We start from the raw sequence: 25,548 nt of genomic DNA, 5'->3' as shown, positions 1-25,548 counted from the left end.
ACTGTTAAATTACACAATCCTGTTTAATACCCGCCTTCCGTCGCCAGTTGCCCTTTCACAATGGCCACCCCGGCACTGCAACCCAATCGGGTAGCGCCCGCATCTACCAGCTGTTTGGCAAACGCATAATCACGGATGCCGCCCGAAGCCTTGATCTGTATATTGGCCGGTAAATGCAGCCTGAATAATTTCACCGCTTCCACCGTAGCCCCTTTCTCTGCATAACCCGTGGAGGTTTTCAGGTAATCAATACCTGCTATACCATAGATCTCACAGCATTTAATGATCTCCTCATCTGTTAAAATGCCACTTTCAATAATGATCTTGATTACTTTATTCTTACTGCGGATGATGGGCATGATATGATTGATCTCATCGGCCAGGTACATCCAGTCGCCATTTTTGATGGCGGAGATATTGATCACCACATCCAGTTCATCCACCCCATCCACAATAGCCAGCAATATTTCCGCGATCTTGGCTTCCACAGCCGAATACCCAAACGGGAATCCGATCACCGTTGCCACTTTCACCCCCGAACCCGCCGTCAGTTCCTTCGCCTTCTTCACAAAATTCGGCGGCACACATACGGCGGCGAAACCGTATTGTTTGGCTTCGGAGCAGAGGGATGCGATGTCGCTTATTAAGGTAGTAGGTTTTAGTATGGTGTGATCTATGTAAGCAGCGATATTCATGAGTTAAAAGTTAATAGTTAAAAGTTAATAGTGAATAGTTAATAGTGAATAGTGACTATATTTTGGTAGATTTTACTATGGCGGCTAATATTCTGATGATTTCATTTATTTCCATCTTTAAAGAAGAGGAAAACTTCTCTTCAATAATCCCACATTCTATTAAAAGCCTTATCCAGTAAGAAGCTTCACGAGCCTCTTTGTATACAAAGCTCATTTTAGCTGAAAAATCTCTCTTTGAATGCCCACCCAATGCTTCCTCTACATTAGCTCCTATCGAAGAGGAAGCCCTTACCAACTGATTACTCAGACTAAATACATATTTCTCTCTTCTACAAATATCCAAGTGAAGTCTAACTATCCTCACTGCAAAAAGATATGATTTCTCAGCAATGATACTCTCTTTCATAAAAAATGAGTTTGCACCAAAATACAAACTCATTTTACATCCAGCTTACGTATTAATACCTATATCACACCATCTTTTCACTATTAACTATTCACTTTAGACTATTAACTGTTAACTGCTAACTCTCCCTCCCATGACAAGCTTTATACTTCTTCCCACTCCCACAAGGACAAGGATCATTCCTTCCGATCTTGGGTGCTACGTGGATGGGTTGTTGTTTGGCGGGGGTTGGATCGTAATAATCGTTTTCTGTGGGCGGCGCATCCATGTCGTCTTTGTTGGCACTCATGCGGCTCATGTCTGTTTTTTCCTGGCGGCCCTCTTTCAATGCATCACCATCATTCAAAGGAATGCTGGCGTGGCAGAGAAACTGAACAATATCCCTGTTCACTTCAGAATCCATTTTGCGGAACAGTTCAAAAGCCTCCATTTTATAGATCACTAATGGATCTTTCTGTTCGTAAGTAGCGGTTTGTACACTCTGTTTCAGATCATCCATAGAACGGAGATGTTCTTTCCAGGCATCATCTATGAATCCGAGTGTGATACTTCTTTCCAGTGAGTTTACCAGTTCAGCGCCTTTGGTATCAAGGGTTTTGTTCAGGTTAGCCAAAGCCTGCATCGCCCTTCTTCCATCGGTGAAGGGAACAATCACGTTTTCGATATGCGATCCCTGCTGCTGGCGGATATTTTTAAATACAGGAACGGCCTGTACCATTAACTCCTGTTTTCTGCGCTCATAATTGGCAGCCGCTTCGCTGTAGAGTTTTTCGGCCAGTTCATGCTCGGGCAGTTTGGCTAATTCTTCAGCTGTAATGGCTGTATCAATACCAAAATTCACAATGGCTGCCATACGGAAACCTTCATGATCAGTCTGCTCTTTAAAGGAGTTTACCACACCCTCTGCTACAGAATACAGGGCATTGTCGAGGTCAAGCGCCAATCGTTCTCCAAACAAAGCGTGGTTACGCTTGCTGTAAATCACGGTACGCTGTTTATTCATCACATCATCGTACTCAAGCAAACGTTTACGGATGCCGAAGTTATTCTCTTCTACTTTTTTCTGTGCTCTTTCGATCGATTTGGTGATCATGCTATGCTGGATCACTTCGCCCTCTTTGTAACCCGCAAAATCCATCACTTTGGCAATACGCTCGCTGCCGAACATACGCATCAGGTCATCTTCCAAAGATACAAAGAACAGGGAAGATCCGGGATCTCCCTGGCGACCTGCACGACCTCTTAACTGCCTGTCTACCCGGCGCGATTCATGGCGCTCTGTACCGAGAATAGCCAAACCACCGGCTTCTTTTACACCTGGCCCGAGTTTAATATCGGTACCACGACCCGCCATGTTGGTAGCAATGGTTACGGCACCTGCAAAACCCGCTTCGGCAACGATCTGTGCCTCGCGTGCGTGCTGTTTGGCGTTCAAAACATTGTGAGCAATCTGTTTCTGTCGTAGCATACGGCTCAGCAATTCACTCACTTCTACCGATGTGGTACCTACCAGTACCGGCCTTCCGGCTGCAACTAATTTTTCTATCTCATCTATCACCGCACCGAATTTCTCGCGCTTGGTTTTAAACACCAGATCCTGCTCATCTTTACGGATGGCGGGTACATTGGTGGGGATGGTTACTACGTCTAATTTATAAATGTCCCACAACTCTGCTGCTTCGGTTTCTGCCGTACCCGTCATACCCGCCAGTTTGTGGTACATACGGAAATAGTTCTGCAGGGTTACCGTGGCATAAGTTTGTGTAGCCGCTTCGATCTTTACATTTTCTTTCGCTTCTATCGCCTGGTGCAGTCCGTCGGAATAACGGCGGCCATCCAGGATACGTCCTGTCTGCTCATCTACGATCTTCACACCACCATCCATCACCACATACTCTACATCCTTATCAAACAAGGTATAGGCTTTCAGCAATTGCTGAACGGTATGGATCCGGTCAGCTTTCACGGAATAATCGTTAATGATGGCTTCTTTCTGCTGCAGTTTCTCTTCTGCACTCATTCCGGTATTGCCATCAATGGCTGCCAGTGATAAACTGATATCCGGCAGCACAAAGAAATTGGGATCTTCACCGGAACGGGTGATGAGTTGAATTCCTTTATCTGTTAATTCAACCGAATTATTTTTCTCATCTATATAGAAATACAGTTCTTCGTCTGCTTTTGGCATTTCGCGCTGCTGATCGGCGAGATAATGGTTCTCGGCTTTCTGCAGTTTTACCCGCATGCCGGGTTCGCTCAGGTATTTGATCAGCGCATTGTTCTTGGGCAAACCACGGTGGGCGCGGAACAGGGCCAGACCGCCGTCTTTGGGGTCATCATTTCCTTCTGCTATTTTTTTCTTGGCTTCGTTCAGGAACTGATTAGTGGCTCTTTTCTGCGCATCCACCAGTTTTTCGATCCTTGGTTTCAGTTCAAAAAACTGCTGTTCGCCGGTTACATGGCCAATCGGACCAGAGATGATCAGCGGTGTTCTCGCATCATCGATCAAAACCGAATCCACTTCATCCACCATGGCAAAATGGTGTTTGCGCTGCACCATTTCCTGTGGTGTATGCACCATATTATCACGCAGGTAATCGAAACCAAATTCGTTATTGGTACCATAAGTAATATCCGCGAGATACGCGTTACGCCTGGCTTCGCTATTGGGTTCGTGTTTATCGATACAATCCACTTTCAACCCCAGCCATTCAAAAATGGTTCCATTCCACTCACTATCACGTCGGGCCAGGTAATCGTTCACCGTTACAATATGTACCCCTTCTCCCGCCAAAGCATTTAAATAGGCTGGCAGGGTAGACACCAGTGTTTTACCCTCACCGGTAGCCATCTCAGCAATTTTGCCCGAATGCAGTACGCTACCACCAATCAGCTGCACATCATAATGCACCATGTTCCAGGTAACGGTACCGCCGGCGGCGGTCCAGGTATTTTTAAAGATGGATTGATCACCACTGATCTTGATATAATCTTTCTTCACACTCAGGTCGCGGTCCAGCTGGGTAGCCGTTGCCACGATCTCTGTATTCTCTTTAAAACGGCGGGCAGTCTCTTTTACCACGGCAAAAGCCTCAGGCTGGATGGCAGCCAGGGCCTCTTCAATTTTTTTATCCCGGTCTTTTTTCAGTTTGTCTACTTCCTGGTAAATAGCATCGCGGCCGTGGATGTCTACATCAGACAAAGCTTCTGCTGCCTGCTTACGCTCTTCTATCTGGGCATCGATCCCGGTCAGGTGGTCCTGTATCCGCTGGCGGAATTCCTGGGTCTTATTCCTGAGCTCATCGTTGGTTAACGACTGGTATTCCTGGAAAAACTGGTTGGTCTTAACTACGATGGGCATGATCTGTTTCACATCCTTCTCGCTTTTGCTGCCACCGAATAATTGGGAAATAAATTTCAACATATAGCTTGGTCTGGTGTATTATGAAAAATTTTAACAGTCAAAAAGGGTGCGAAAAACAATTTTGAGCCAATTTGGCACCCCGATTGAGAGCCGCCAAAGGTAAAGAATTTGCATTCAGGGAGATCGTCATTTCCGGAACCCTGCATCTTTATCAATTAGTTAACGAAAATCACCCCCATGAAAAAATTGTTGCTTGTTTTTTTTCTCCTGCCATTTTTAACCGCATCGGCCCAACCTGCCTTCCAGGATTCCCTTGCCACAGAGCGGGTTACACTGGTCAAAAACAATCTATGGGTATTGGGCGCCTGGGCCGGGGCCAATATCATCCAGGGCAGTATTTCAGCGGGTAATGCCGAGGGCAGCGGCCAGTATTTTCACCGCATGAATGCGTATTGGAATACGGTAAACCTGGCCGTTGCAGGTATCGGACTGCTGGCCATCAAAAAACAACTGGCCGGCCCCCATAGCTTTGAAAGGAACCTCAAAGAGCAGCAAAAGCTGGAAAAACTGCTGTTATTGAACACCGGACTGGACGCAGCATATATTATGACAGGTATGTACCTCAAAGAAAAAGGCCTGCGGCAGAACAGCGACCAATCGGTGGGTTTTGGCAACAGCCTGCTGCTGCAGGGAGGTTTTTTACTGGCTTTTGACCTGATTCAGTACTTCCAGCACCGCCGCAACAGCAAGGCTCTGGAGCAGAACCGGGCCGGATGGGAGCTGGGAAGTACGGGAAATGGGGTGGGATTGGCGTATCGGTTTTGAATATCGAACACCGAACAGGGAATATCGAATGTCGAAGGAAGTGGCTTTGAACTGAGATTCGACAGCTCCCGACGGGTCAGAATCGAGCCTTCGATGTTCGATATTCCCTGTTCGATATTCGATATTCTGCGGTTTTATCCACTTCAAAGGGATTTTTGCCCGAACTACTGGAATTTCAGGGTGATTCTGCTACTTTTGCAGCCAAAATAAGAGTTTGGAGTTTGGAGTTTGGAGTTTGGAGTTTGGAGTTTGGAGTTTGGAGTTTGGAGTTTGGAGTTTGGAGTTTGGAGTTAATAGTTAATAGTTAATAGTTAATAGTTAAATAGTAGGGAGTTGGAGGGTTGAGATGTTGTTTTTGACTTTTTACTTTTGCATTTTGAATTTGAATTGAAATTTATACCAACATGGCAGGACAGTTAAAAGAGGTACGTAACCGCATCAAAAGTGTGCAGAGCACCCAGCAGATCACCAAGGCGATGAAGATGGTGAGTGCGGCCAAATTGCGCCGGGCACAGGAATCCATCACCCAGATGAGACCCTATGCACAGAAACTGCAGGAAATGCTCAGCAATATTGTGAGTAACCTGGATGGCAGTATGAGCCTGAAACTGGCCGAAGAAAGAGCGGTGGAAAAAGTTTTGTTTATTGTGATTACCAGCGACAGGGGTTTGTGCGGTGGTTATAATGCCAATATCATTAAACTGGCCAAAAGCACGATTGCCGAGAAATATGCGGCCCAGCAGCAGAAAGGAAATGTAACGGTATGGAATATCGGTAAAAAAGGATTTGAAGCCATGACCAGAGCCGGTTTCAAAACCGATGCTACCTACAAGGATATTTACCTGAACCTGAACTTCGAAAATGTACAGGCTGCCGCCAAAGCTGCCATGAAGGCTTTCGAAAACAAGGAATTTGATGCAGTAGAGATCGTATACAGCGAATTCAAAAATGCCGCTACCCAGCGTTTTGTGGCGGAACCCTTCCTGCCCATTCCTAAAACACCTAAAAAAGCAGGTGCCAAAAAATCCGATTTCATCTTTGAACCAGCGAAGGAAGAACTGATTGCCGAGCTGATGCCCAAGATCCTGAATACCCAGTTATACAAAGCCGTTCTGGACGGAAACGCCAGCGAACATGGTGCCCGTATGACCGCTATGGATAAGGCCAGCGAAAATGCAAACGAATTACTCAAATCACTCAAGATCAGCTACAACCGTGCAAGACAGGCAGCCATCACTACCGAACTTACCGAAATCGTAAGTGGTGCCGCAGCATTGCAGGGATAAGCCCTATTAAAAATTAATAATTAGCAATTAACAATTGATGAGTAGTTTTCATCGGCTTGCTGCACTTTATTAATTTTTAATTTCTAATTTCTAATTTTTAATTATCACATGGAAATCAGCCAGATCATACCACACATTGAGGTTCTCATCTTCGCCAGTGAAAAACCACTGTCGTCGCTGGATATTGTGGAACTCATCAATAATACCTTTGGTTTTCTGGAAGAAAGAGTAACCCTTGACCAGGTGGAAAGTGCGCTGGAAGGTATCCGTGAGAAATACGATTCCGAATTCTATCCTTTCGAAGTAAAACAGAGTGGCGGTGGCTGGCAGTTTTTGACCAAACCCTCCTTCCACGCTACCATCGCCCAGCTGAACGGCGATAAATTCCTGAAAAGATTATCCAATGCGGCGCTGGAAACCCTCGCCATCATTGCCTATAAACAGCCCATTACCAAGGGCGAGATCGAAGCCATCCGTGGCGTGAACAGCGACTACAGTATCCAGAAATTACTGGAGAAAGAACTGGTACTCATCAGCGGACGTAACGAGAATATGCCGGGTAAACCATTGGTATATGCCACTTCTAAAAATTTCATGGATTATTTCGGTATCAACTCTGCTGCCGACCTGCCCAAGATCAAGGAAGTACTGGCCGACCAGATTGTAGAAGGTACTATGATCAACCCATCAGATTTTACCGACCAGAACGTAGCCGATACCGTAGCAGAAGAACCGGAGATCCTGCCCGGCGAAGAAGGCGATATCTCCGTTGTTGCAGTAAATGAAGACGGAGAACTCATCATTGAAGTGCAGGAAGAAGATAACGACAACACCGACAACAAGCCCGAAGATGAATCACCTGAGCAAACACCTGAATAATTTGAAAATGTACTGATTTGAAAATGGTTCTACCCTCCATTTCCTAGCTTCATTTTCAAATTCTCAAATTTTCAAATTCTCAAATTGCCTTCATGGTATCATCCCTTTCACACGAGCAACTTCTCAGCATAGCCAACGAATACGGCACACCCGTATACGTGTATCATGCCGAAAAAATCAGCGAACAGTTTGCCAAACTGCAACAGGCATTCAGCCAAACCCCTACCCGCTTCTTTTATGCCAGTAAGGCATTGACCAATATCAATATCCTTAAGCATATTAAATCACTTGGCTGCCATGTAGACTGTAGCTCGATCAACGAAGTAAAACTGGCCCTGTATGCCGGATTTGCAAAAGAGAATGTATTGTATACGAGTAACGGTATCGCTTTCAGCGAGATAGAAGAAGCTGTATCGCTGGGCGTGAACGTGAATATTGACAGCCTGAGCAACCTCGAAAAATTTGGTAAAAAATACGGGCACGATTACCCGGTAGGCATCCGCCTGCGGCCCAATATCATGGCTGGTGGAAACCTGAAAATTTCTACGGGGCACGAGAAAAGTAAATTCGGAATTCCTATCGAGCAGCTTGACCAGATCCTAACACTGGTAAAAGCCACCAACCTGCATATAGCCGGTTTACATGTACATACCGGCAGCGAAATCAAGGATGTGGAAGTATTCATGAAAGTGGCCGACATCTTTTACGACCTGGTACCCCATTTTCCGGAAGTCCGTTTTCTGGACCTCGGCGGTGGATTCAAAGTGCCCTACAAAGAAGGTGAAACCGGTACAGATGTTCCGCTGCTGGGACAGAAAGTGACCGAAGTAATGCAGAAACTCTCGGCCACCTATCACAGGCAATTCGAAGTCTGGTTTGAGCCGGGTAAATTCATCGTGAGCGAATGTGGTTATTTTATTACCGAAGTAAATGTGTTGAAGCAGAATGGTAATACTGTTTTTGCCGGCGTAAACAGCGGTTTTAACCATTTGATCCGTCCCATGTTTTACGAAGCTTACCACCGGATCGAAAATATCAGTAACCCGGACGCACCTAAACATCCTTATACCATAGTAGGTAATATCTGCGAAACAGACACATTTGCCACCGACCGTCCCCTTGCCGAGATCCGGGAAGGAGACCGTCTGGTTTTCTTTAACGCAGGTGCCTATGGCTTTGAAATGGGCAGTAATTACAACTCGCGCTATAAACCGGCACAGGTTTTGGTAATAAAGGGGCAAGCCCACCTGATTGGCAAAAGGGATGTATTTGAAGACCTTCTGCGTAACCAGGTGGAGGTTTTGTAAACCGCTCACCCTAACTTTCTCGTCCGGGCCAAAAAGAAAGTTATCTTGCAGTAGCATGATCGAAATAAAGAACATACACAAACAGTTTGGCGGGCGCGTGATCCTGGAAGGGATCAGTGCCGTAATGGAAGCCGGTAAATGTAACCTGATCATTGGAACCAGTGGCAGTGGCAAAACCGTACTCACCAAATGTATGGTAGGACTTTTTCGTCCCGATAAGGGTTCCATTCTTTACAGCGGCGTAGAAATGCTGACCATGGAGAATGAGGAACGCAAACAATTGCGCCAGCAGATCGGCATGCTTTTTCAGGGAACAGCGCTTTTTGATTCGATGACGGTGGAGCAGAATGTATTGTTTCCGCTGGATATGTTCACCAACTGGACACTGGCCCAGAAAAAGAAACGGGTGGATGAAGTGCTGGACCGGGTAAACCTCAAAGATGCCCACAAACGCTATCCTTCTGAGATCAGTGGCGGTATGAAAAAAAGAGTGGGTATTGCCCGGGCCATTGTACTCAATCCTAAATACCTGTTCTGCGATGAGCCCAATTCGGGACTGGACCCGCAGACATCGATGGTGATCGATAAACTGATCCAGGAAATTACGCGCGAATACAATATCACTACCATTGTGGTATCGCATGATATGAACAGTGTGATGGAGATCGGCGATCATATCATTTACCTGCACCAGGGCCGCAAGCAATGGGAAGGCAGCAATAAGGACATCATTTTCAGTAAGGATGAGTTGCTGAATAATTTCATATTCGCTTCTGAATTCCTGCAGGATGCCAAACAGATGCGGATGATGGAAGCAGCTAATCCCAACACATCCAAATAAAGCAAGTATTTTTATGAAACAGCTGATCGGTTTTTGTGTAGCCTTGATACTGACTGGCACCTTGCAGGCGCAGGGTACTACCGAAGATATGGCACCCTATAAAAAAGACCCGACCATTCCTGCTTTCAATATCCAGCTGGTAGACAGCAGCTGGTTCACCAAAGAACAATTACCTACGCAGTACGCGCATACCATCATCATCTATTTCTCGCCCGAATGTGGTCACTGCCAGCACGAGGCCAAAGAGATCGTGCAGCATATGGATAGCCTGAAAAACACTTTTTTCCTCTTTGTGGCCTATAAACCGCTGGAAGATGTAAAAGGTTTTGCCGCGTATTACGGCCTGGACAAACTGGCCAATGTACGGATCGGACGGGACCCGAAATATTTTATCCCCGCATTTTACCGGGTAAAATACACCCCCTTCCTCGCTATTTACAACAAAAAAGGGTTGCTGGAAAAGATCTACGACACGGAAAATACCCCCCTGCCCGAAACCAGCGAACTGATTGCCTTTGTGAACCGGAATTAATGTATTTTTTGCATAGTTCCCATGCCTGCAACCCCTACCTTTGCTGCGACAAAAATTCCTCATTCAAAATAGTCTTTTTATGAAAGTAACTGTTGTAGGTGCCGGTGCCGTAGGTGCTACCTGTGCCGATAATATCGCCCGTGCCCAACTGGCTGATGAACTGGTTTTATTAGACATCAAAGAAGGTTTTGCAGAAGGTAAAGCACAGGATATGATGCAGACCGCAGCCCTGCTCGGTTTTGATACCCGCATATCCGGCAGCACCAACGATTATTCCAAAACAGCGAAATCTGATGTAGTGGTGATCACTTCCGGTTTGCCCCGCAAACCCGGTATGACCCGCGAAGAACTGATCGGTACCAATGCAGGAATTGTAAAAGGCGTAACAGAGAACATCCTGAAATATTCACCCGATGCCATCATCATCGTGATCAGTAACCCGATGGATACCATGACCTACCTGGCCCTGCAATCTACCGGCTTACCCAAAAACCGTATCATTGGTATGGGCGGTACACTGGATAGTGCCCGTTTCAAATACCAACTGAGCCAGCACCTGGGTTGCAGTCCGGCAGACCTGAACGCAGTTGTAGTAGGCGGTCACGGAGATACCACTATGATCCCATTAATCCGCCTGGCTACCTGGAACAGTGTTCCGGTAAGTAAATTCCTGAGCGAAGAACAGCAGAAACAGATCGTGGCCGATACCATGGTAGGGGGTGCTACCCTTACCAAATTACTGGGCACTTCTGCCTGGTATGCACCCGGTGCTGCCGGAGCTGCGCTGGTAGAAAGCATTGTGCGTGATGAGAAAAAACTCTTTACCTGCTGCGTTAGCCTGGATGGCGAATACGGACAGAAAGATATCTGCCTCGGTGTTCCCGTAGTCATTGGCCGTAACGGCTGGGAAAAGATCCTTGATTTTGGATTGAATGCAGAAGAACAGGCGCTGTTTGATAAAAGTGCCGAAGCAGTAAGAAGTATGAATGATGTACTGAAGACTTTATAATTACCACATAATCATGCGATTGAAAAGATCACTGTAAAAGCAGGAACCGGCAGAAAAATCTGCCGGTTTTTTTTATCCTTTTTTTTCTGCCGTTTATCCGTCGATTAACACAGCTCATCCCTAATCACATCTTTTGGCTGTAACATTTGGAAGTCCTTTGCGTCACATAAGCACAAAATAACAACCATTATGAGACGAATTGTATTAACCGCATTGGCAGCCATCGCTTTTACCACAGTGGGCTTTGCACAAAGCGGTATCACTGTAACAGGAAATGTAAAAGACCTTTCCGGTAAAAGCCTGCAGGCAGTGAGTGTTTCCCTTTTACAGGCCAAAGACAGCAGCCTGGTAAAAGCTGATATTACAGATGCCGCTGGTAAATACCAGATCGCTTCTGCCAAAACAGGAAAATTTCTATTGAGTTATAACCTGATCGGTCATGAAGTAAAATATTCAGCCGCTTTTGAGATGCAGGATGGCCAATCCTATGAGGCTCCGGCAGTTACATTGGAAGCAGCCGCTAAAAAACTGCAGGATGTAACGGTTGTATCGCGTAAGCCATTGATCGAGATCAAAGCAGATAAAACCGTTTTTAACGTAGAGAACAGCATCAACGCCACCGGCAGCAATGCCATGGAACTGCTGCAGAAAAGTCCGGGCATACAGGTAGACAACAACGATAATATCACCATGAAAGGAAAAACCGGTGTAAAGATCTATATCGATGGAAAGCCTACCCAGATGAACAGCAAAGACCTGGCAGCTTACCTCAAAGGCATCAACAGCAATGATGTGGAAGCGATCGAAATGATCAGCAACCCCAGCGCCAAATACGATGCCAGTGGTAATGCAGGTATCATCAATATCCGTTTAAAGAAGAACAAAAAATTCGGCACCAATGGTAGTGTAACCACCGGTTTTACACAGGGTATCACTCCCAAAGGAAATGGTTCCGTAAACCTGAACTATCGCGATAAGCAGGTAAACCTCTTCAGTAATGTGAGTGCCAATATTGGCCGCTATGAAAACGACCTGAGCCTGTACCGGATCCAGCGCGATTCCATCTACGACCAGCGAAGCATTAATGCCAACTATAACAAGAACCTGAACCTGAAAGCCGGTGCAGATTATTTCATCAACAGTAAAAATACACTGGGTGCACTGGTTACCACCAGTTTCGGAAGTTCTGAATGGACCAATAACAGCACCACAGGTGTTTATTACCAGCCAACCAACCAGTTTGTAAAAAACCTGAAAGCCACCAACTCCATTCCGGGCAGCCGCACCAATGTAAATGCTAACCTGAACTATCGCTATGCAGATACCAGTGGACTGGAAGTGAACGTGGATGCAGATTATGGCCTGTTCCGTGGTGTAGGCCGCAGCTACCAGCCCAACTATTATGTAGACCAGAATGGCGCACCCTTATACCAGATAGTAAACCGTAACTATACCCCTACTGATATTGATATTTATACGTCTAAAATTGATGTGGAGCAGAACAAGTGGAAAGGTAAACTGGGATATGGTGCCAAGTTCTCGTATGTAAAAACCACCAACACCTTTGATTTCTTTAACGATATCAACGGTACACCGGTTAAACAGTTAAACCGAAGTAACAGTTTTGCCTATACAGAGAATGTAAATGCTGCCTACGTGAATTACAACCGTAAGTTCAGTGATAAATGGAGCATACAGACAGGTGTACGGGTAGAGCAGACCAACAGTGAAGGGGTTTTGACTCGTGCAGATGGCGTTATTCAGTCTGACAACACAGTGAAGAGAAATTATATCAATCTCTTCCCCAGTGCAGCCGTAACCTGGACAGTGAACCAGAAGAACACGTTGAACCTGACTTTCAGCCGCAGGATTGACAGGCCCAGTTACCAGGATCTGAATCCGTTCGAGAACAAACTGGATGAACTGACCTACGAAAAAGGAAACGCGTTCTTACGTCCGCAGTACACCAATAATATTGAACTGACGCATACTTTCAAATCAGCCATCAATACCACCATTGGTTACAGTCACGTAAAAGATTATGCTACGCAGATCACCGATACGGCCAACAATGCTACTTTCATTCAGCAGCAGAACCTGGCTACACAGGATATCATCAGTTTCAGTATCGGTTCACCCTTACCTATTGCCAAATGGTGGAACGGGTATGTGAACGTATGGTACAACTACCAGATTTTTGATGGTAAGATCGGTGCAAAAACAGTACGCACAGAGATCCCGTTATATGGTGCATATATGCAGCAGACCTTTACCCTCGGTAAAGACTGGAGCGCAGAACTGAGTGGCTGGTTCAGTGGCCCTGCCATCTGGGGTGCTACCTGGAAAACAAAATCGCAGGGTGGTGTAGACATCGGTTTCCAGAAACAACTGATGCAGAAAAAAGCGACCCTGAAAGTAACCGCAACCGATATCTTCCATACCAATCCATGGTCATCATTAAGTGAGTTTGGCGGATTGTATATCAAGGGACGCGGTGCCTGGGAAAGCCAGACCGTACGTGTAAGCTTTACCTTCCGCTTCGGAAGCAACCAGGTAAAAGCGGCACGTCAGCGTCAGACCGGTCTCGAAAGCGAAAGCAAACGAATTAAATAACAGTTGATATAGCAGTTGAGTTTTGGGTTGATCCCTCTGAAGTAATTCAGGGGGATCTTTTTTAGTAAGGTAGGATCAGAGATAGGATTGAACCAAACTATTCAGGTGTGTCACATCCTGCAACTCCATACATTTAAAATGACCTTTCGGACATTTATGATACCCTATTTTACTGCAGGGTCGGCAGCGCAGGCCATGCACTTCTGAGATCTCACTCTTCACGGCTGCATTTCCGTAGTATGGTCCCATCCCAAATGCAGGAACCGTATTACCCCAGATACTTACGATCGGTTTTTTGAATGCAGCAGCTATATGCATCAAGCCGGTATCGTGTGTAATGATGAGGTGCGCTCGATGCACCAGGTCGGCACTTTCGTTCAGGCTGAATTTACCACAGGCATTATAGATCTTGATGGGGTCTGTGGCAGCAATGGCATCACCATTTGCCCGGTCTTCCGGACCACCCAACAATACAATCGGATAATGAATAGCTGCGCAGAGTTCTGTGAGTTTATGTACCGGCATTTTTTTGGTTTCCAGTGCCGCACCTATCACCAGGCCCACAAAACCAAAGAGATGTGATACGGGCAGGTCTTGGGAACTAACCTTATCCTGTTCCGTATAAAAATAATCCAGTCCCTGCTGGTCATTCACTACACCGAAACTTTTTACAGTATCGAGGTAACGGTCTACGATATGTACATCCGGCAGCCGGTTAATGTTGAATGCGGTGAGTAGCCACTTTTCAATATTCAGTTTATCGAAAGAAAATGACTTTGCTGTTTTCAATGCCCGTTTAATACGCAGGGTACGAAGGTTATGGTGCAGATCAATGATATAGTCATAGTCTTCATACTGTAGCTGGTGCATCAGCAGTTCCCAGCTACTACCCAGCACCTGCACTTTATCTATGTAAGGATTATTTTTTACCAGTGTGCGGTAAGTTTCTTTGGTCAGAAAATGGACTGTGACACCCGGCACCTGCTCTTTCAAACAACGGATCACCGGTGTGGTAAGAACGATATCACCAATGGAAGAAAAACGGATGATGAGGAACTTTTTACCAGTTCCTTTCCCCTGGCCCTCAGAAAGAAGGCTGGTTGGGTGAGCAGGGGTACTGATGTTACTCTCGAACATGGTTACAAAGGTAGTCCAATTAGGGGTTCCTCCCTTTCTGCCTGGCAGCGAAGATCAGGGGTACTCTGTAGCTTCTATATAATTGAGATCCTTATGAAAAGTTTCTTCGGTAAAATAGAAGGCGATCAGGGTAATACCCATCACCACTATACCGGTAACAATGGCACTCTGTAATAATCCCCAACTCCAGGTTTTCTGAAACAGGTTCAGGAACATGAGATTGATCAATGGCAGGGCGCCACGCACCATATTCGGAATGGTAGTGGCAGCTGTGGCCCGCAGGTTAGTGCCAAACTGCTCCGCTCCCATGGTAATAAAAATAGCCCAGAAGCCGGTACTGAAACCCAGCATGGCACAGATGGCATACATGCGGCTATCGCTGTTATTAAAGCCACTGAAGAAAACAAAGAGAGAAAAAATACAGAGGACGAAAAAACAAAGCAGTGCTTTTTTCCGGCTTTTAAAATACTGACTCACCAATCCGATCAGGATATCACCCACGGCAATACCCACATACGCGAACATGATGGCCCGGCCGCTTTCTACCTTATTATCACCATACAGTTCGCCGGCAAAACGGTTGCTCAGGTTTACCAGGATCCCGATCACATACCAGGTAGGCAAACCGATGAGAATAGCGAGAAAATATTTTTTGAATCTTTTTTTATTATTGAAGAACATCAGGAAATTACCCCGCTGCACACCCACCTGCTGTTTCACCTGGTGAAACATGCCACTCTCTGCCACTGAAATACGGAGTAATAACAATACAATACCCAGTCCGCCACCTATTTTATAACAAAGGCGCCAGTCGTTGGTAGCTTTGTAAATAAAATAAGCGAACACCGCACCAAACAATCCAATACCCGCCACCAGCGAAGTTCCCACGCCTCTTTTCTCCTTAGGCAGCAGCTCGCTTACCAGCGTAATACCCGCACCCAACTCACCCGCTAAACCTACACCTGCCACAAAACGTGCCCAGGCATACTGGTCTACGGTTTGCACATACCCCGTTAAAAAATTAGCAATCGAATACAATGCAATAGAGCCGAATAACACACTCAGTCTTCCTTTTTTATCACCAATGGTACCCCAGATCACACCACCAATCAACAAACCCACCATCTGCCAGTTGATGATCTTGGTACTGGCCGCCAATACCTGTGCCTTTTCACTTAATACCACGCCAATCCCCTGTAAACTCGGCTCCCGCACAATGGTAAACAGCAGCAGATCGTAGATATCTACAAAATACCCCAATGCAGCAACGATCACCGGAACAGATAAGATCCCAAATTTTTTCTCAATCATAATAACAGGCTTTAGCAATAACAATCAAAAACAGGAACATTCACTCATTCACTCACCCACTCATTCACTCATTAATTTTCCTCCACAAAATTCATATCCTTTCCAAAACTCTCCTTTGTATAATAAGCTGCCGCTACTGCCAGCAGCATAATAATTCCACCCGTCATCCATGCACCGGTAATATAACTACCTGTCAGACTCCGTAATCCGCGATGCAATAATATGATCAAGGGCAGTACACCCCGCACTACATTCGGAATAGAAATAGCCGTAGAAGCGCGGAGATTGGTGCCAAACTGTTCTGCCGACATGGTAATATACAAAACTGAGAAGCCCGCACCAAAACCCAGGCAACTGCAGATCAGGTACATGGATTGAACAGTTCCCCATCCGCTGTCCTGCAAAAAGAATACAATGATGAACAGACTGAGGATACCGAAGAAAGTAAAGAGCGCTTTTTTCCGGCTTTTCAGATAATTGCTGAACAACCCTGCACTCAGATCGCCCAGGGCAATGCCTACATACTGGTACATAATGGCTTTACCTGGCTCTACGCCTTCTATCCCGAACTCTTTGCCGAACTTATCAGAAAAAGTAACGAGTATACCGATGGCATACCAAACCGGTAACCCAATGAGTACACCTTTCAGATACCGCAACGCACGTTCTTTTTTATTAAAGAGCATAATAAAACTCCCCCGCACCACTCCGGAATCCTTCACCTGATCATACATACTGCTCTCCATTACATTGGCACGGAGTAATAATAACAGTAAGCCCATTACGCCACCGATATAAAAACAGAGACGCCAGTCCTGGAAAGTCTGGTACACAAAAAAAGCGGCAATCGCCCCAAATACACCCACTACGGCAATCACCGATGCCGCAATACCTCTTTTTTCTTTCGGCAACATTTCTGCCACCAGGGTAATACTGGCACCGAGCTCGCCAGCCAAACCAATCCCTGCTATAAATCTTAAAAGAATATACTGCGGTACCGTTTGCACCATGCCATTGGCAATATTGGCAAGAGAATATAAAATGATGGAGCCGAAGAGTACACTCAATCTTCCTTTTTTATCACCCATAATACCCCAGATCACACCACCCAGTGTGAGACCGATCATTTGTACACTGATAATGATCTCTCCCTGTGTCAATACTTCTTCCGGAGATAGGTGTAAAGATTCCAGGCTGGGTTTACGGATAATAGAGAAGAGCAGCAGATCATACACATCCACAAAAAAACCCAATGCCCCCACAATCACAGGCAGCGAAAGAACACCATATTGTTTGGGGGTTACACTCATGCCTGATCGGTATGCGGAGGGTCTTTGTGTTTGTTGAACAGCAATTTGTAGATGATGGGAGCAGTGGTTACCAGTACGATACCCAATACAATTATTTCGAGATGGTCTTTCAGATCAAAGCCAAACTCTGCCAGGATCCACTTCTGCAAAAAATGCCCACCAAAAAGCATACTGAAAACCCAGGCCACACAGCCAATAATATTATAAAAGACAAATTTCTTCCGGTCCATTTCCACAATACCGGCTACAATGGGTGCAAAGGTTCTGATAATGGGAATAAACCGCGCGATCACGATAGCTCCACCGCCGTGTTTCTCATAAAAATCATGCGCCTGACGTAAATATTTTCTTTTGAAAAGCATATTCTCTTTCCAGCCATACATGGCCGGACCCACTTTGCGGCCAAACCAATAACCTACCATATTACCGGCAATACCGGCCAGTGAAATCAGTACCAGTAATAAAAACAATCCCACGTATTCGTTATCCGTTTTAATGATCTCATTGGCAATATTAGAGCTATAGATACCGGCCACAAACAACAGGCTATCGCCCGGCAGAAAAAAACCGGCAAATAAGCCTGTTTCTGCAAATACCACAAACAGGATCAGCCATAAGCCGCCATGTTCAATATAAAACTGGGGTTGTAATAACTGGCTCCAGTGAAAAGAGGATAACAAAATATCTGCTAACATAATGATCGCTTATTCGGTGATGGCAGCTGCCGGTTCCAGAGAATTTTCCCATTTGCTTACCACGCTGGTGGCTAAAGCATTACCCAATACATTGGTTGCTGTTCTGAACATATCACAGAAATGATCGATCGGCAATATCAATGCAATACCTTCCGGCGGAATATTAAACATGGCGCAGGTAGCGGTTACCACTACCAGCGAAGCCCGCGGTACGCCGGCAATACCCTTACTCGTCAGCATCAGTACCAGCAACATGGTTAACTGGGTTCCCAGATCGAGGTGTATGCCATAGGCCTGGGCAATGGCAATGCTCGCAAAAGTCATGTACATCATACTTCCATCCAGGTTAAAAGAATAACCCAGCGGTAAAATGAATGCCACAATTTTATCCTTACAACCGAATTTTTCCAGCTCATCTGTCAGCTTCGGAAAAACCGCTTCACTGCTGGTGGTACTGAAAGCAATGATCAGCGGCGGGAAAATTCTTTTGAGCAATTCGGGCAATCGTTTTCCCAACACAAGAAAACCTACCAGCAGTAATACCGCCCACAAAGCGGCGATACCTATCAGGAAGTACAACAGGTATTTTCCGTAGAAGATAAACACTTCCAATCCCTTGGTGGCGATCACCGCTGAAATAGCACCGAATACACCCAGTGGTGCAAAATTCATCACATAATTTACCATACGCAGAATCACATGTGCCACAGCGTCTAATCCTTTTACCACCACTTTCGCTTTATCGCCCAGGGCCGCAGTAGCGATCCCGAAGAAGATACTGAAGATCACCAGTTGCAGGATCTCGTTATTGGCCATGGCCTCAATCACACTTTTTGGAAAAACGTGTTCGATAAATTTCTGGATATTGAATTCCTGGGTTTTACCCACCAGGTCTTTGGCCCCGCTCACATCCGCATTACTCAGGTCTATACCGGCACCGGGTTTGAACAGGTTCACCAGCATCATACCGAGCAACAAACTCACCAGCGAAGCGGTAATGAACCATAACATGGCTTTGCCACCTACCCTACCCACGGTTTTCAGATCGCCCAGTTTGGCAATACCCACCACCAGCGTTGAGAATACCAATGGCGCAATAATCATCTGTACCAGCCGCAGGAAAATGGTGGTCAGCAGCTTGATATTAATGGAAAAGGATTTGATGAATTCCGGACTCGATTGGGTATGAATCAGATAGCCCAGCAACACACCGGCAATCATTGCCACAATTATATAAAGGGTAAGCCTGTTCGATTTCTTCATTTGGCGGCAAATTAGTGTCGCAATATAAGATTTCTGCTGAAATGGCCTGTTGTGATACCCTATTCACCGTTTTATAAATCTTTTGAAGCGGAAATGGCAGAATTGCCTATTTTGCCGCTACTTTTTAATTAAAGAAAACTTAACTACTGTACTTATGAGTTTATTCAGAAAGAAATCTCTGACAGCCATGCTGGCTATGGCAGAAGATTCAGAAAAGGGTTTAAAGAGAACGCTTGGTGCGGGTAATCTCATCGCATTGGGCATTGGTGCCATCATTGGCGCCGGTCTGTTTGTAAGAACCGCTGCTGCCTCTGCTGAAGCTGCCGGTCCTGCAGTTACCTTATCATTTGTAGTAGCCGCCATCGGTTGTGCATTTGCCGGATTATGTTATGCTGAATTTGCTTCCATGATACCCATTGCCGGTAGCGCGTATGCCTACAGCTATGTAACCATGGGCGAACTGGTAGCCTGGATCATTGGCTGGGCCCTGATCATGGAATATGCATTGGGTGCTGCCACCGTATCTATCGCCTGGAGCGAGTACCTGAATAATTTGTTGGGGGGGACGATACCGTATGAATGGTGCCACTCCCCGTTTGAAAGTCTGCACAAAGTAACCGGCGACGCTGTTAACCAGATCGTAGCCGCCATGCCGGAAGTAGCCAAATCTGTCAAGAATGGTGTTTTATTATTAAGCGATGACCAGTTTAAGGTACTGCCTGCTAACCTTACCGGTCTGGTAGCATCTACCACCGGTATCATGAACGCACCGGCACTGATCATCCTGTTATTATTGACCCTGCTGCTAATCAAAGGATCGCAGGAGTCTGCTTTTGTAAACATGATCATCGTATTTGTAAAAGTGGCCATCGTTTTATTATTCATCGGTTTTGGCTGGCAGTTTATCAAACCCGAAAACCACACACCTTACCTGATTCCTGAAGGAACCATCGGACACGACGGATTCTTTAAATGGGGATGGGGTGGTGTATTGGGCGGAGCCGCCATCGTGTTCTTTGCCTTTATCGGTTTTGATGCTGTGTCTACCGCCGCACAGGAAGCCAAAAACCCAAAGCGCGATATGCCGATCGGGATCCTGGGTTCGCTGGTGGTTTGTACCATTTTATACATCCTCTTTGGACACGTATTAACCGGTGTGGCCAACTATACCGAATTTAAAACAGCCGGTAAAGAAGCTTCTGTTGCCTATGCCATCCAGACCTATATGAAAGGATACGAGTGGCTGGGTACCAGTGTAACCGTAGCCATCCTGGCCGGTTTCTCTTCGGTGATCCTGGTGATGTTGATGGGCCAGAGCCGTATTTTCTATACCATGAGTAACGACGGACTGATCCCGAAAGTTTTCGGCGATCTGCACCCTAAATACAAAACCCCTTACAAAGCCAACTGGATCCTCTTCATTTTCGTGGGCCTGTTTGCCGCTTTTGTACCGGGTAGTGTGGCCGGCGATCTGACCAGCTTCGGTACCCTGTTTGCCTTTGTACTGGTAAGTCTTGGTGTATGGATACTTCGCAGAAAATCTCCGGAAATCCCCCGTTCTTTCAAAACACCACTGGTTCCGCTGGTGCCGATACTCGGAGCGGTGATCTGCCTGGGTATGATCGTGGCACTTGACCAGCAGACCCTGAAAGTGGCTTTTGGCTGGATGGCACTGGGCCTGGTGGTTTACTTCCTCTACAGTAAAAAAAGAAGTAAACTGAGCAATCCGAGCGAGATCCTGCCGCACGCATCTGATTTCGAGAAACATTAATCTGTTGCATATCTTCAGAAAACCGTTCCGGGTAGTGCCGGAACGGTTTTTTTATGCCCTTCGTTGGTGGCTAAGTTTCATTCCGTTAATTTTGCCACCCCACTAATACTCATATTGTAAACAGAATAGATCATGGGAAGGATTTTTGAAGTACGTAAAGCCACCATGTTTGCCCGTTGGGATAAGATGGCCAAACAGTTTACCCGCATCGGGAAGGAGATTGTGATTGCTGTAAAAGCCAGTGGGCCCGATCCGGCTACCAACCCTGCCCTGCGCCGTTGTTACCAGAATGCGAAGAGTGTAGGCATGCCCAAAGACCGGGTAGAAGCGGCCATTAAACGGGCCATGGGGAAAGATACCAGCAACTACGAGGAGATCCTGTATGAAGGATACGCACCGCACGGTGTGGCCCTGCTGGTAGAAACCGCTACCGATAACCACGTTCGTACCGTAGCCAATGTAAAAAGTCATTTCAATAAAGGACATGGCGCCCTGGGTAACAGCGGTTCCGTTAGCTTCCAGTTTAAAAAGATGGGAGTGTTTAAACTGAAACCGGAAGGTCTCAACATGGACGAACTGGAGCTGGAACTGATAGACCATGGTCTGGATGAACTGGGAGACAGTAACGACGACCAGGGTAATCCGATCATTGTATTACGTTGCGCTTTTGTAGATTTTGGTAACCTGCAGAAAGCACTGGAAGAAAAAGGTATTTCACCCATCAGCGCCGAGCTGGAATGGATCCCTACCACCACCGTTCCTGTTACCGACGAGCAGGCAGAAGACGTGAGTAAACTGATTGAAAGATTAGAACAGGATGAGGATGTGAATAAAGTGTTTCATAATATGGCATAATGTAAGGCAAAAGTTAAAATTAAAAAGTCAAAAAGGGCAGCGATAGCCGCTTTTGACTTTTTAATTTTGACTTTTTAATTTCCCCACATGATCAACCTGCAGACACTCAAAAATCCTGTCATTTTCTTCGATGGTGTCTGCAATCTCTGCACCGGCTCTGTTCAGTTTATCATCAAACATGATCCGAAACATTATTTCCGGTTCGCTTCTTTACAAAGTGAGTTAGGGCAACAGTTCCTGCAGCAAAACGGCCTCTCTGCCGATACATTCGACTCATTTATTGTATGGGAGGACGGGAAATATTACACCGAGTCTACTGCAGCCCTGCGGGTAGTGAGAAAACTCAATGGACTCTGGTCTGGGTTGTATACTTTTATCCTGCTGCCTGCTTTTATCAGGAACAGTGTATACAAACTGATCGCCAGAAACAGGTATCGCTGGTTTGGGAAAAAAGAAGTCTGCTGGCTGCCTACAGCAGAATTAAACAGCTTATTTATCAGCCGGTAGCTTTCAGCCAATCCTTCACTATTTTTTTGATCTTGATTTTCTTTTCCTGTACTTCTTCCAGGCTGAAAAATTTCGCAACAGCTCGTTCATTGGATAACCATTGCAATAATCCGGTGCTGTCTGTAAAAAGCGGAGCATCACTTTTGGTCTCTTTACCTTTGGCGCCGCGATGAAACACCACGAGGATCTGATCGTTCTTATGCAGGTTAAACGTGATCCTGTCGTCTCCTCCGTAACAGAAACTGGGACCATTCCATTTGATATGTTCTGTAATTGTTTTGTCTGAGTCAAGGATCAAATTGCGCAAAAATTCCATCGCCGGTTTCAGCGGATGCTGACAGCTGTCCAGAAATAAAAGCACTTCGGCTGTTCCGGAAAGTTTGGGAGCGGCAGCTTTTGTCATAGGTATTGAATGGGGTTGGTATCAATGTCAAAAACCTCTCTCACGGCTGCTATCAACAGCATCTCTACTCCTGCATCATTTCTTTGATTACAGTGATGATCGTTTCTGCATTGGGTTTGCTGAAATAATCTCCATCACTGCCATAACCCGGTCTGTGTGCCTGCGCCGTAATGGTTCGCGGCGCCACATCCAGCCACTGGAACGCTTTCTGCTCTTCCATTACTTTACTGAACATATAGGCAGCTGCCCCACCCGGCACGTCTTCATCTATAAAAACAATACGGCTGGTTTTTTTGAGTGATCCGAGAATCACATGATGGATATCAAAAGGCAATAAAGTCTGTACATCAATCAATTCACAACTGATCTCCATCTGTTGCAAACGTTCTACTGCATCTTCTACAATACGAAGTGTAGAACCATAGGTTACCAGTGTGATATCAGATCCCTCTCTCACTATTTCCGGCACACCCAGTGGTACGGTATATTCCAGCAGGTTGGCCGGTACTTTTTCTTTGAGTCGGTATCCGTTCAAGCATTCAATGATCATGGCAGGATCATTACCGCGTAACAAAGTATTATACATACCCACCGCCTGCACCATATTTCTCGGTACGCAGATATACATACCCCGCAGCGAGTTGATGATCATACCCAGTGGCGAACCACTGTGCCAGATCCCTTCCAGCCTGTGACCACGGGTACGGATAATGACCGGGCAGCTTTGTTGTCCTTTGGTGCGGAAATGCGTAGTAGATACATCATCACTCAAGGGCTGTAAACCATACAGCAGGTAATCCAGGTATTGGATCTCCGCAATCGGGCGCAAACCACGAAGCGATAAACCAATGGCTTGCCCTATGATGGTTAATTCACGGATCCCTGTATCAGAAATCCTGTCTTTACCATGTTTATCCTGCAATCCGGCAAATCCCTGGTTCACATCACCGATATAACCCACATCTTCACCAAATGCATACACATAGGGATTGCTGGCAAACAAGGCATCAAAATATTTATTCAGTACTTCATACCCGTTGGCTACCGGCGCATCAAAAGCGATCAGCGGTTTTACCTCCGGCACTTTCAGGGCACTTTTCACACCTTCATTATACAGATCGCTGTTGTAGAGGGCACGGTTCTCTTCCAGCAATTCGTTGTAATAACCCTTCAGTTCAGATACAGTAGGAGAAGCAGGCGCTGTTTCCATGGCCAGGGCCAGTGTGCGCAGCACATCGCGGCGTAAAGGTTCTTTATGACTCTGCAGTTCTGTGGCCAGTTTTTGTAAATGATTGTATTTCTCCATATCATTTACCATCATGCCCCTGATCAGTTCTGCAGCAAGGGCAGCAGCTTCTTTGATGGGTGCCTGGTATTTTTCCCAGGCTTTGTTACGGCTGTTGCGCACATATTCTTTGGCACCCGCTTCTATCTCGGTCAGCTCTTCTGCATTCGATAAACCGGTTTCGATCAGCCACTCTTTCATTTTTTTGATACAGTCCCACTCTTTCTCCCAATCCAGTCGCTCCGGTGTTTTGTACCGCTCGTGACTACCGCTGGTTGAGTGGCCCTGTGGCTGTGTAACTTCTTCTACATGGAACAAAGCAGGTACATGTGTTTCGCGCATCTGCTGTAACGCTTCTTCAAACACTTCGCACATGCCGGCATAATCCCAGGCTTTTACTTTATAGATCCGGATCCCGTTCGTGGTTTCTTCTTTTTCGAGGCCACGCAAGGCTTCAGAAATGGAATTTTTAGTGGTCTGGAATTTTTTGGGAACCGAAATACCATACCCATCATCCCAAACAAATACCGCCAGCGGTACCTGTAATACACTGGCCGCATTCATGGTTTCCCAGAAATGGCCTTCCGAAGTACTGGCATCACCGATGGTACAGAAACAGACCTCGTTTCCGTGGTGACTCAATGATTCAAACTGATCAGTATGACTGGCACTGCGGAAACATTTAGAGGCCCAGGCCAATCCCAAAGCCCTCGGCATCTGCGAAGCAGTGGGGGCCATATCGGAAGAAATATTTTTACGGTTAGCCAGATCCAGCCAGTTACCGTTCTCATCTACAAACTTTGTGGCAAAATGCGCGTTCATCTGCCGGCCCGCGCTGAAAGGATCATTTTTAACATCAGGATCGGCATATAATTGCGCAAAAAACTGCTCCACACTGGCCAGTCCGGCAGCAAACATGAAAGTCTGGTCGCGGTAATACCCGCTGCGGAAATCGCCGGGCTGAAAAAATTTCGCCATGGCTATCTGGGCCACTTCTTTTCCATCACCGAAAATGCCGAATTTACCCTTACCGGTCAGTACTTCTCTCCTGCCCAGCAAACTCACTTCCCTGCTCACTACCGCCGTTCTGTAATCATCCAATATGGTATTGCGAAAGCCCTCAAAAGAAAGCATATCATCTTTGTACCCTAGTGCAGATGTTTGTTCCATTGAGCAAAAATAACATTACCCGCGGAATAGACTAACGTAAATTAGTTTATCCGCTAAAAAACACGATTTATCCCCAATCGGGGG

The 25,548-nt window shown here is 46.0% G+C and carries 21 protein-coding genes; 11 read left to right on the top strand and 10 right to left on the bottom strand.

Going from position 1 to position 25,548, the window contains the following annotated elements; genetic code table 11:
• Window positions 1-23: 23 nt before the first annotated feature.
• The 3 genes from deoC to secA form a co-directional block, all read right to left on the bottom strand.
• Entirely contained in the window at window positions 24-695 is a 672-nt protein-coding gene (gene deoC, locus AC1RNB_RS00920; protein ID WP_493079899.1) for a deoxyribose-phosphate aldolase, read from the bottom strand.
• Between the two features lie 55 nt (window positions 696-750).
• Window positions 751-1,101, bottom strand: coding sequence for a four helix bundle protein (locus AC1RNB_RS00915; RefSeq protein WP_493079897.1), 351 nt, complete (start codon window positions 1,099-1,101; stop codon window positions 751-753).
• Window positions 1,102-1,219: 118 nt separating this feature from the next.
• Complete coding sequence (gene secA, locus AC1RNB_RS00910; protein ID WP_493079895.1) at window positions 1,220-4,525, bottom strand: preprotein translocase subunit SecA; 3,306 nt, start codon at window positions 4,523-4,525, stop codon at window positions 1,220-1,222.
• Window positions 4,526-4,702: 177 nt separating this feature from the next.
• Here secA and AC1RNB_RS00905 point away from each other — a divergent pair, with 177 nt between their 5' ends.
• The 8 genes from AC1RNB_RS00905 to AC1RNB_RS00870 all read left to right on the top strand — a co-directional run bounded on the left by AC1RNB_RS00905 (window position 4,703) and on the right by AC1RNB_RS00870 (window position 13,757).
• Window positions 4,703-5,290 carry a DUF6992 family protein gene (locus tag AC1RNB_RS00905; RefSeq protein WP_493079893.1) on the top strand — a complete coding sequence of 196 codons (588 nt, stop codon included), beginning with the start codon at window positions 4,703-4,705 and terminating at the stop codon, window positions 5,288-5,290.
• 404 nt (window positions 5,291-5,694) lie between these two features.
• Window positions 5,695-6,576 (top strand): ATP synthase F1 subunit gamma, encoded by an 882-nt coding sequence (atpG, locus tag AC1RNB_RS00900; protein ID WP_493079892.1) that lies wholly within the window; start codon window positions 5,695-5,697, stop codon window positions 6,574-6,576.
• A gap of 108 nt (window positions 6,577-6,684) precedes the next feature.
• On the top strand, window positions 6,685-7,455 hold the full coding sequence (gene scpB, locus AC1RNB_RS00895) for an SMC-Scp complex subunit ScpB (RefSeq protein WP_493079890.1): 771 nt from the start codon (window positions 6,685-6,687) through the stop codon (window positions 7,453-7,455).
• Between the two features lie 92 nt (window positions 7,456-7,547).
• The gene (gene lysA, locus AC1RNB_RS00890; RefSeq protein WP_493079888.1) at window positions 7,548-8,762 is read left to right on the top strand and encodes a diaminopimelate decarboxylase; all 1,215 of its coding nucleotides are present in this window, start codon (window positions 7,548-7,550) and stop codon (window positions 8,760-8,762) included.
• A gap of 55 nt (window positions 8,763-8,817) precedes the next feature.
• The gene (locus AC1RNB_RS00885) at window positions 8,818-9,603 is read left to right on the top strand and encodes an ABC transporter ATP-binding protein (RefSeq protein ID WP_493079887.1); all 786 of its coding nucleotides are present in this window, start codon (window positions 8,818-8,820) and stop codon (window positions 9,601-9,603) included.
• Window positions 9,604-9,616: 13 nt separating this feature from the next.
• Window positions 9,617-10,135, top strand: a complete 519-nt coding sequence (locus tag AC1RNB_RS00880; protein WP_493079885.1) for a TlpA family protein disulfide reductase — start codon at window positions 9,617-9,619, stop codon at window positions 10,133-10,135.
• Between the two features lie 79 nt (window positions 10,136-10,214).
• Window positions 10,215-11,144, top strand: a complete 930-nt coding sequence (gene mdh / locus AC1RNB_RS00875) for a malate dehydrogenase (RefSeq protein WP_493079883.1) — start codon at window positions 10,215-10,217, stop codon at window positions 11,142-11,144.
• Between the two features lie 189 nt (window positions 11,145-11,333).
• Window positions 11,334-13,757: a TonB-dependent receptor domain-containing protein gene (locus AC1RNB_RS00870; protein ID WP_493079881.1), complete on the top strand. Its 2,424-nt coding sequence runs from the start codon at window positions 11,334-11,336 to the stop codon at window positions 13,755-13,757.
• A gap of 75 nt (window positions 13,758-13,832) precedes the next feature.
• Here AC1RNB_RS00870 and AC1RNB_RS00865 read toward each other — a convergent pair whose 3' ends face one another.
• From AC1RNB_RS00865 to AC1RNB_RS00845, 5 genes are all read right to left on the bottom strand, one after another.
• Window positions 13,833-14,894 carry a glycosyltransferase family 9 protein gene (locus tag AC1RNB_RS00865; protein ID WP_493079880.1) on the bottom strand — a complete coding sequence of 354 codons (1,062 nt, stop codon included), beginning with the start codon at window positions 14,892-14,894 and terminating at the stop codon, window positions 13,833-13,835.
• A 54-nt stretch (window positions 14,895-14,948) separates the two neighbouring features.
• Window positions 14,949-16,205: an MFS transporter gene (locus tag AC1RNB_RS00860; protein WP_493079878.1), complete on the bottom strand. Its 1,257-nt coding sequence runs from the start codon at window positions 16,203-16,205 to the stop codon at window positions 14,949-14,951.
• Between the two features lie 71 nt (window positions 16,206-16,276).
• Window positions 16,277-17,515: an MFS transporter gene (locus AC1RNB_RS00855; RefSeq protein WP_493079876.1), complete on the bottom strand. Its 1,239-nt coding sequence runs from the start codon at window positions 17,513-17,515 to the stop codon at window positions 16,277-16,279.
• Window positions 17,512-18,210: a DedA family protein gene (locus AC1RNB_RS00850; RefSeq protein WP_493079875.1), complete on the bottom strand. Its 699-nt coding sequence runs from the start codon at window positions 18,208-18,210 to the stop codon at window positions 17,512-17,514. The genes AC1RNB_RS00855 and AC1RNB_RS00850 overlap by 4 nt, the downstream gene beginning before the upstream one ends.
• A 9-nt stretch (window positions 18,211-18,219) precedes the next feature.
• On the bottom strand, window positions 18,220-19,473 hold the full coding sequence (locus AC1RNB_RS00845) for a dicarboxylate/amino acid:cation symporter (RefSeq protein ID WP_493079873.1): 1,254 nt from the start codon (window positions 19,471-19,473) through the stop codon (window positions 18,220-18,222).
• Between the two features lie 154 nt (window positions 19,474-19,627).
• Here AC1RNB_RS00845 and AC1RNB_RS00840 point away from each other — a divergent pair, with 154 nt between their 5' ends.
• The 3 genes from AC1RNB_RS00840 to AC1RNB_RS00830 all read left to right on the top strand — a co-directional run bounded on the left by AC1RNB_RS00840 (window position 19,628) and on the right by AC1RNB_RS00830 (window position 22,606).
• Entirely contained in the window at window positions 19,628-21,244 is a 1,617-nt protein-coding gene (locus AC1RNB_RS00840; RefSeq protein WP_493079871.1) for an amino acid permease, read from the top strand.
• Window positions 21,245-21,376: 132 nt separating this feature from the next.
• The gene (locus tag AC1RNB_RS00835) at window positions 21,377-22,099 is read left to right on the top strand and encodes a YebC/PmpR family DNA-binding transcriptional regulator (protein WP_493079869.1); all 723 of its coding nucleotides are present in this window, start codon (window positions 21,377-21,379) and stop codon (window positions 22,097-22,099) included.
• An 87-nt stretch (window positions 22,100-22,186) separates the two neighbouring features.
• Entirely contained in the window at window positions 22,187-22,606 is a 420-nt protein-coding gene (locus AC1RNB_RS00830; RefSeq protein WP_493079868.1) for a thiol-disulfide oxidoreductase DCC family protein, read from the top strand.
• On the opposite strand, the gene AC1RNB_RS00825 is transcribed toward AC1RNB_RS00830, so the two are convergent.
• On the bottom strand, window positions 22,596-23,009 hold the full coding sequence (locus AC1RNB_RS00825; RefSeq protein WP_493079866.1) for a DUF1801 domain-containing protein: 414 nt from the start codon (window positions 23,007-23,009) through the stop codon (window positions 22,596-22,598). The genes AC1RNB_RS00830 and AC1RNB_RS00825 overlap by 11 nt on opposite strands.
• Window positions 23,010-23,073: 64 nt before the next feature.
• Window positions 23,074-25,464, bottom strand: coding sequence for an alpha-ketoacid dehydrogenase subunit alpha/beta (locus AC1RNB_RS00820; RefSeq protein WP_493079864.1), 2,391 nt, complete (start codon window positions 25,462-25,464; stop codon window positions 23,074-23,076).
• Window positions 25,465-25,548: the final 84 nt, after the last annotated feature.

Source organism: Sediminibacterium sp. GW821-FHT12F12, from assembly GCF_058806635.1.
This window is presented reverse-complemented; position numbering and strand designations above follow the sequence as displayed.

What these genes read in the sequence shown, in the direction of transcription:
- deoC (WP_493079899.1), bottom strand. Translation starts at nt 695, where the DNA reads ATGAATATCGCTGCTTACATAGATCACACCATACTAAAACCTACTACC.
- AC1RNB_RS00915 (WP_493079897.1), bottom strand. Translation starts at nt 1,101, where the DNA reads ATGAAAGAGAGTATCATTGCTGAGAAATCATATCTTTTTGCAGTGAGG.
- secA (WP_493079895.1), bottom strand. Translation starts at nt 4,525, where the DNA reads ATGTTGAAATTTATTTCCCAATTATTCGGTGGCAGCAAAAGCGAGAAG.
- AC1RNB_RS00905 (WP_493079893.1), top strand. Translation starts at nt 4,703, where the DNA reads ATGAAAAAATTGTTGCTTGTTTTTTTTCTCCTGCCATTTTTAACCGCA.
- atpG (WP_493079892.1), top strand. Translation starts at nt 5,695, where the DNA reads ATGGCAGGACAGTTAAAAGAGGTACGTAACCGCATCAAAAGTGTGCAG.
- scpB (WP_493079890.1), top strand. Translation starts at nt 6,685, where the DNA reads ATGGAAATCAGCCAGATCATACCACACATTGAGGTTCTCATCTTCGCC.
- lysA (WP_493079888.1), top strand. Translation starts at nt 7,548, where the DNA reads ATGGTATCATCCCTTTCACACGAGCAACTTCTCAGCATAGCCAACGAA.
- AC1RNB_RS00885 (WP_493079887.1), top strand. Translation starts at nt 8,818, where the DNA reads ATGATCGAAATAAAGAACATACACAAACAGTTTGGCGGGCGCGTGATC.
- AC1RNB_RS00880 (WP_493079885.1), top strand. Translation starts at nt 9,617, where the DNA reads ATGAAACAGCTGATCGGTTTTTGTGTAGCCTTGATACTGACTGGCACC.
- mdh (WP_493079883.1), top strand. Translation starts at nt 10,215, where the DNA reads ATGAAAGTAACTGTTGTAGGTGCCGGTGCCGTAGGTGCTACCTGTGCC.
- AC1RNB_RS00870 (WP_493079881.1), top strand. Translation starts at nt 11,334, where the DNA reads ATGAGACGAATTGTATTAACCGCATTGGCAGCCATCGCTTTTACCACA.
- AC1RNB_RS00865 (WP_493079880.1), bottom strand. Translation starts at nt 14,894, where the DNA reads ATGTTCGAGAGTAACATCAGTACCCCTGCTCACCCAACCAGCCTTCTT.
- AC1RNB_RS00860 (WP_493079878.1), bottom strand. Translation starts at nt 16,205, where the DNA reads ATGATTGAGAAAAAATTTGGGATCTTATCTGTTCCGGTGATCGTTGCT.
- AC1RNB_RS00855 (WP_493079876.1), bottom strand. Translation starts at nt 17,515, where the DNA reads ATGAGTGTAACCCCCAAACAATATGGTGTTCTTTCGCTGCCTGTGATT.
- AC1RNB_RS00850 (WP_493079875.1), bottom strand. Translation starts at nt 18,210, where the DNA reads ATGTTAGCAGATATTTTGTTATCCTCTTTTCACTGGAGCCAGTTATTA.
- AC1RNB_RS00845 (WP_493079873.1), bottom strand. Translation starts at nt 19,473, where the DNA reads ATGAAGAAATCGAACAGGCTTACCCTTTATATAATTGTGGCAATGATT.
- AC1RNB_RS00840 (WP_493079871.1), top strand. Translation starts at nt 19,628, where the DNA reads ATGAGTTTATTCAGAAAGAAATCTCTGACAGCCATGCTGGCTATGGCA.
- AC1RNB_RS00835 (WP_493079869.1), top strand. Translation starts at nt 21,377, where the DNA reads ATGGGAAGGATTTTTGAAGTACGTAAAGCCACCATGTTTGCCCGTTGG.
- AC1RNB_RS00830 (WP_493079868.1), top strand. Translation starts at nt 22,187, where the DNA reads ATGATCAACCTGCAGACACTCAAAAATCCTGTCATTTTCTTCGATGGT.
- AC1RNB_RS00825 (WP_493079866.1), bottom strand. Translation starts at nt 23,009, where the DNA reads ATGACAAAAGCTGCCGCTCCCAAACTTTCCGGAACAGCCGAAGTGCTT.
- AC1RNB_RS00820 (WP_493079864.1), bottom strand. Translation starts at nt 25,464, where the DNA reads ATGGAACAAACATCTGCACTAGGGTACAAAGATGATATGCTTTCTTTT.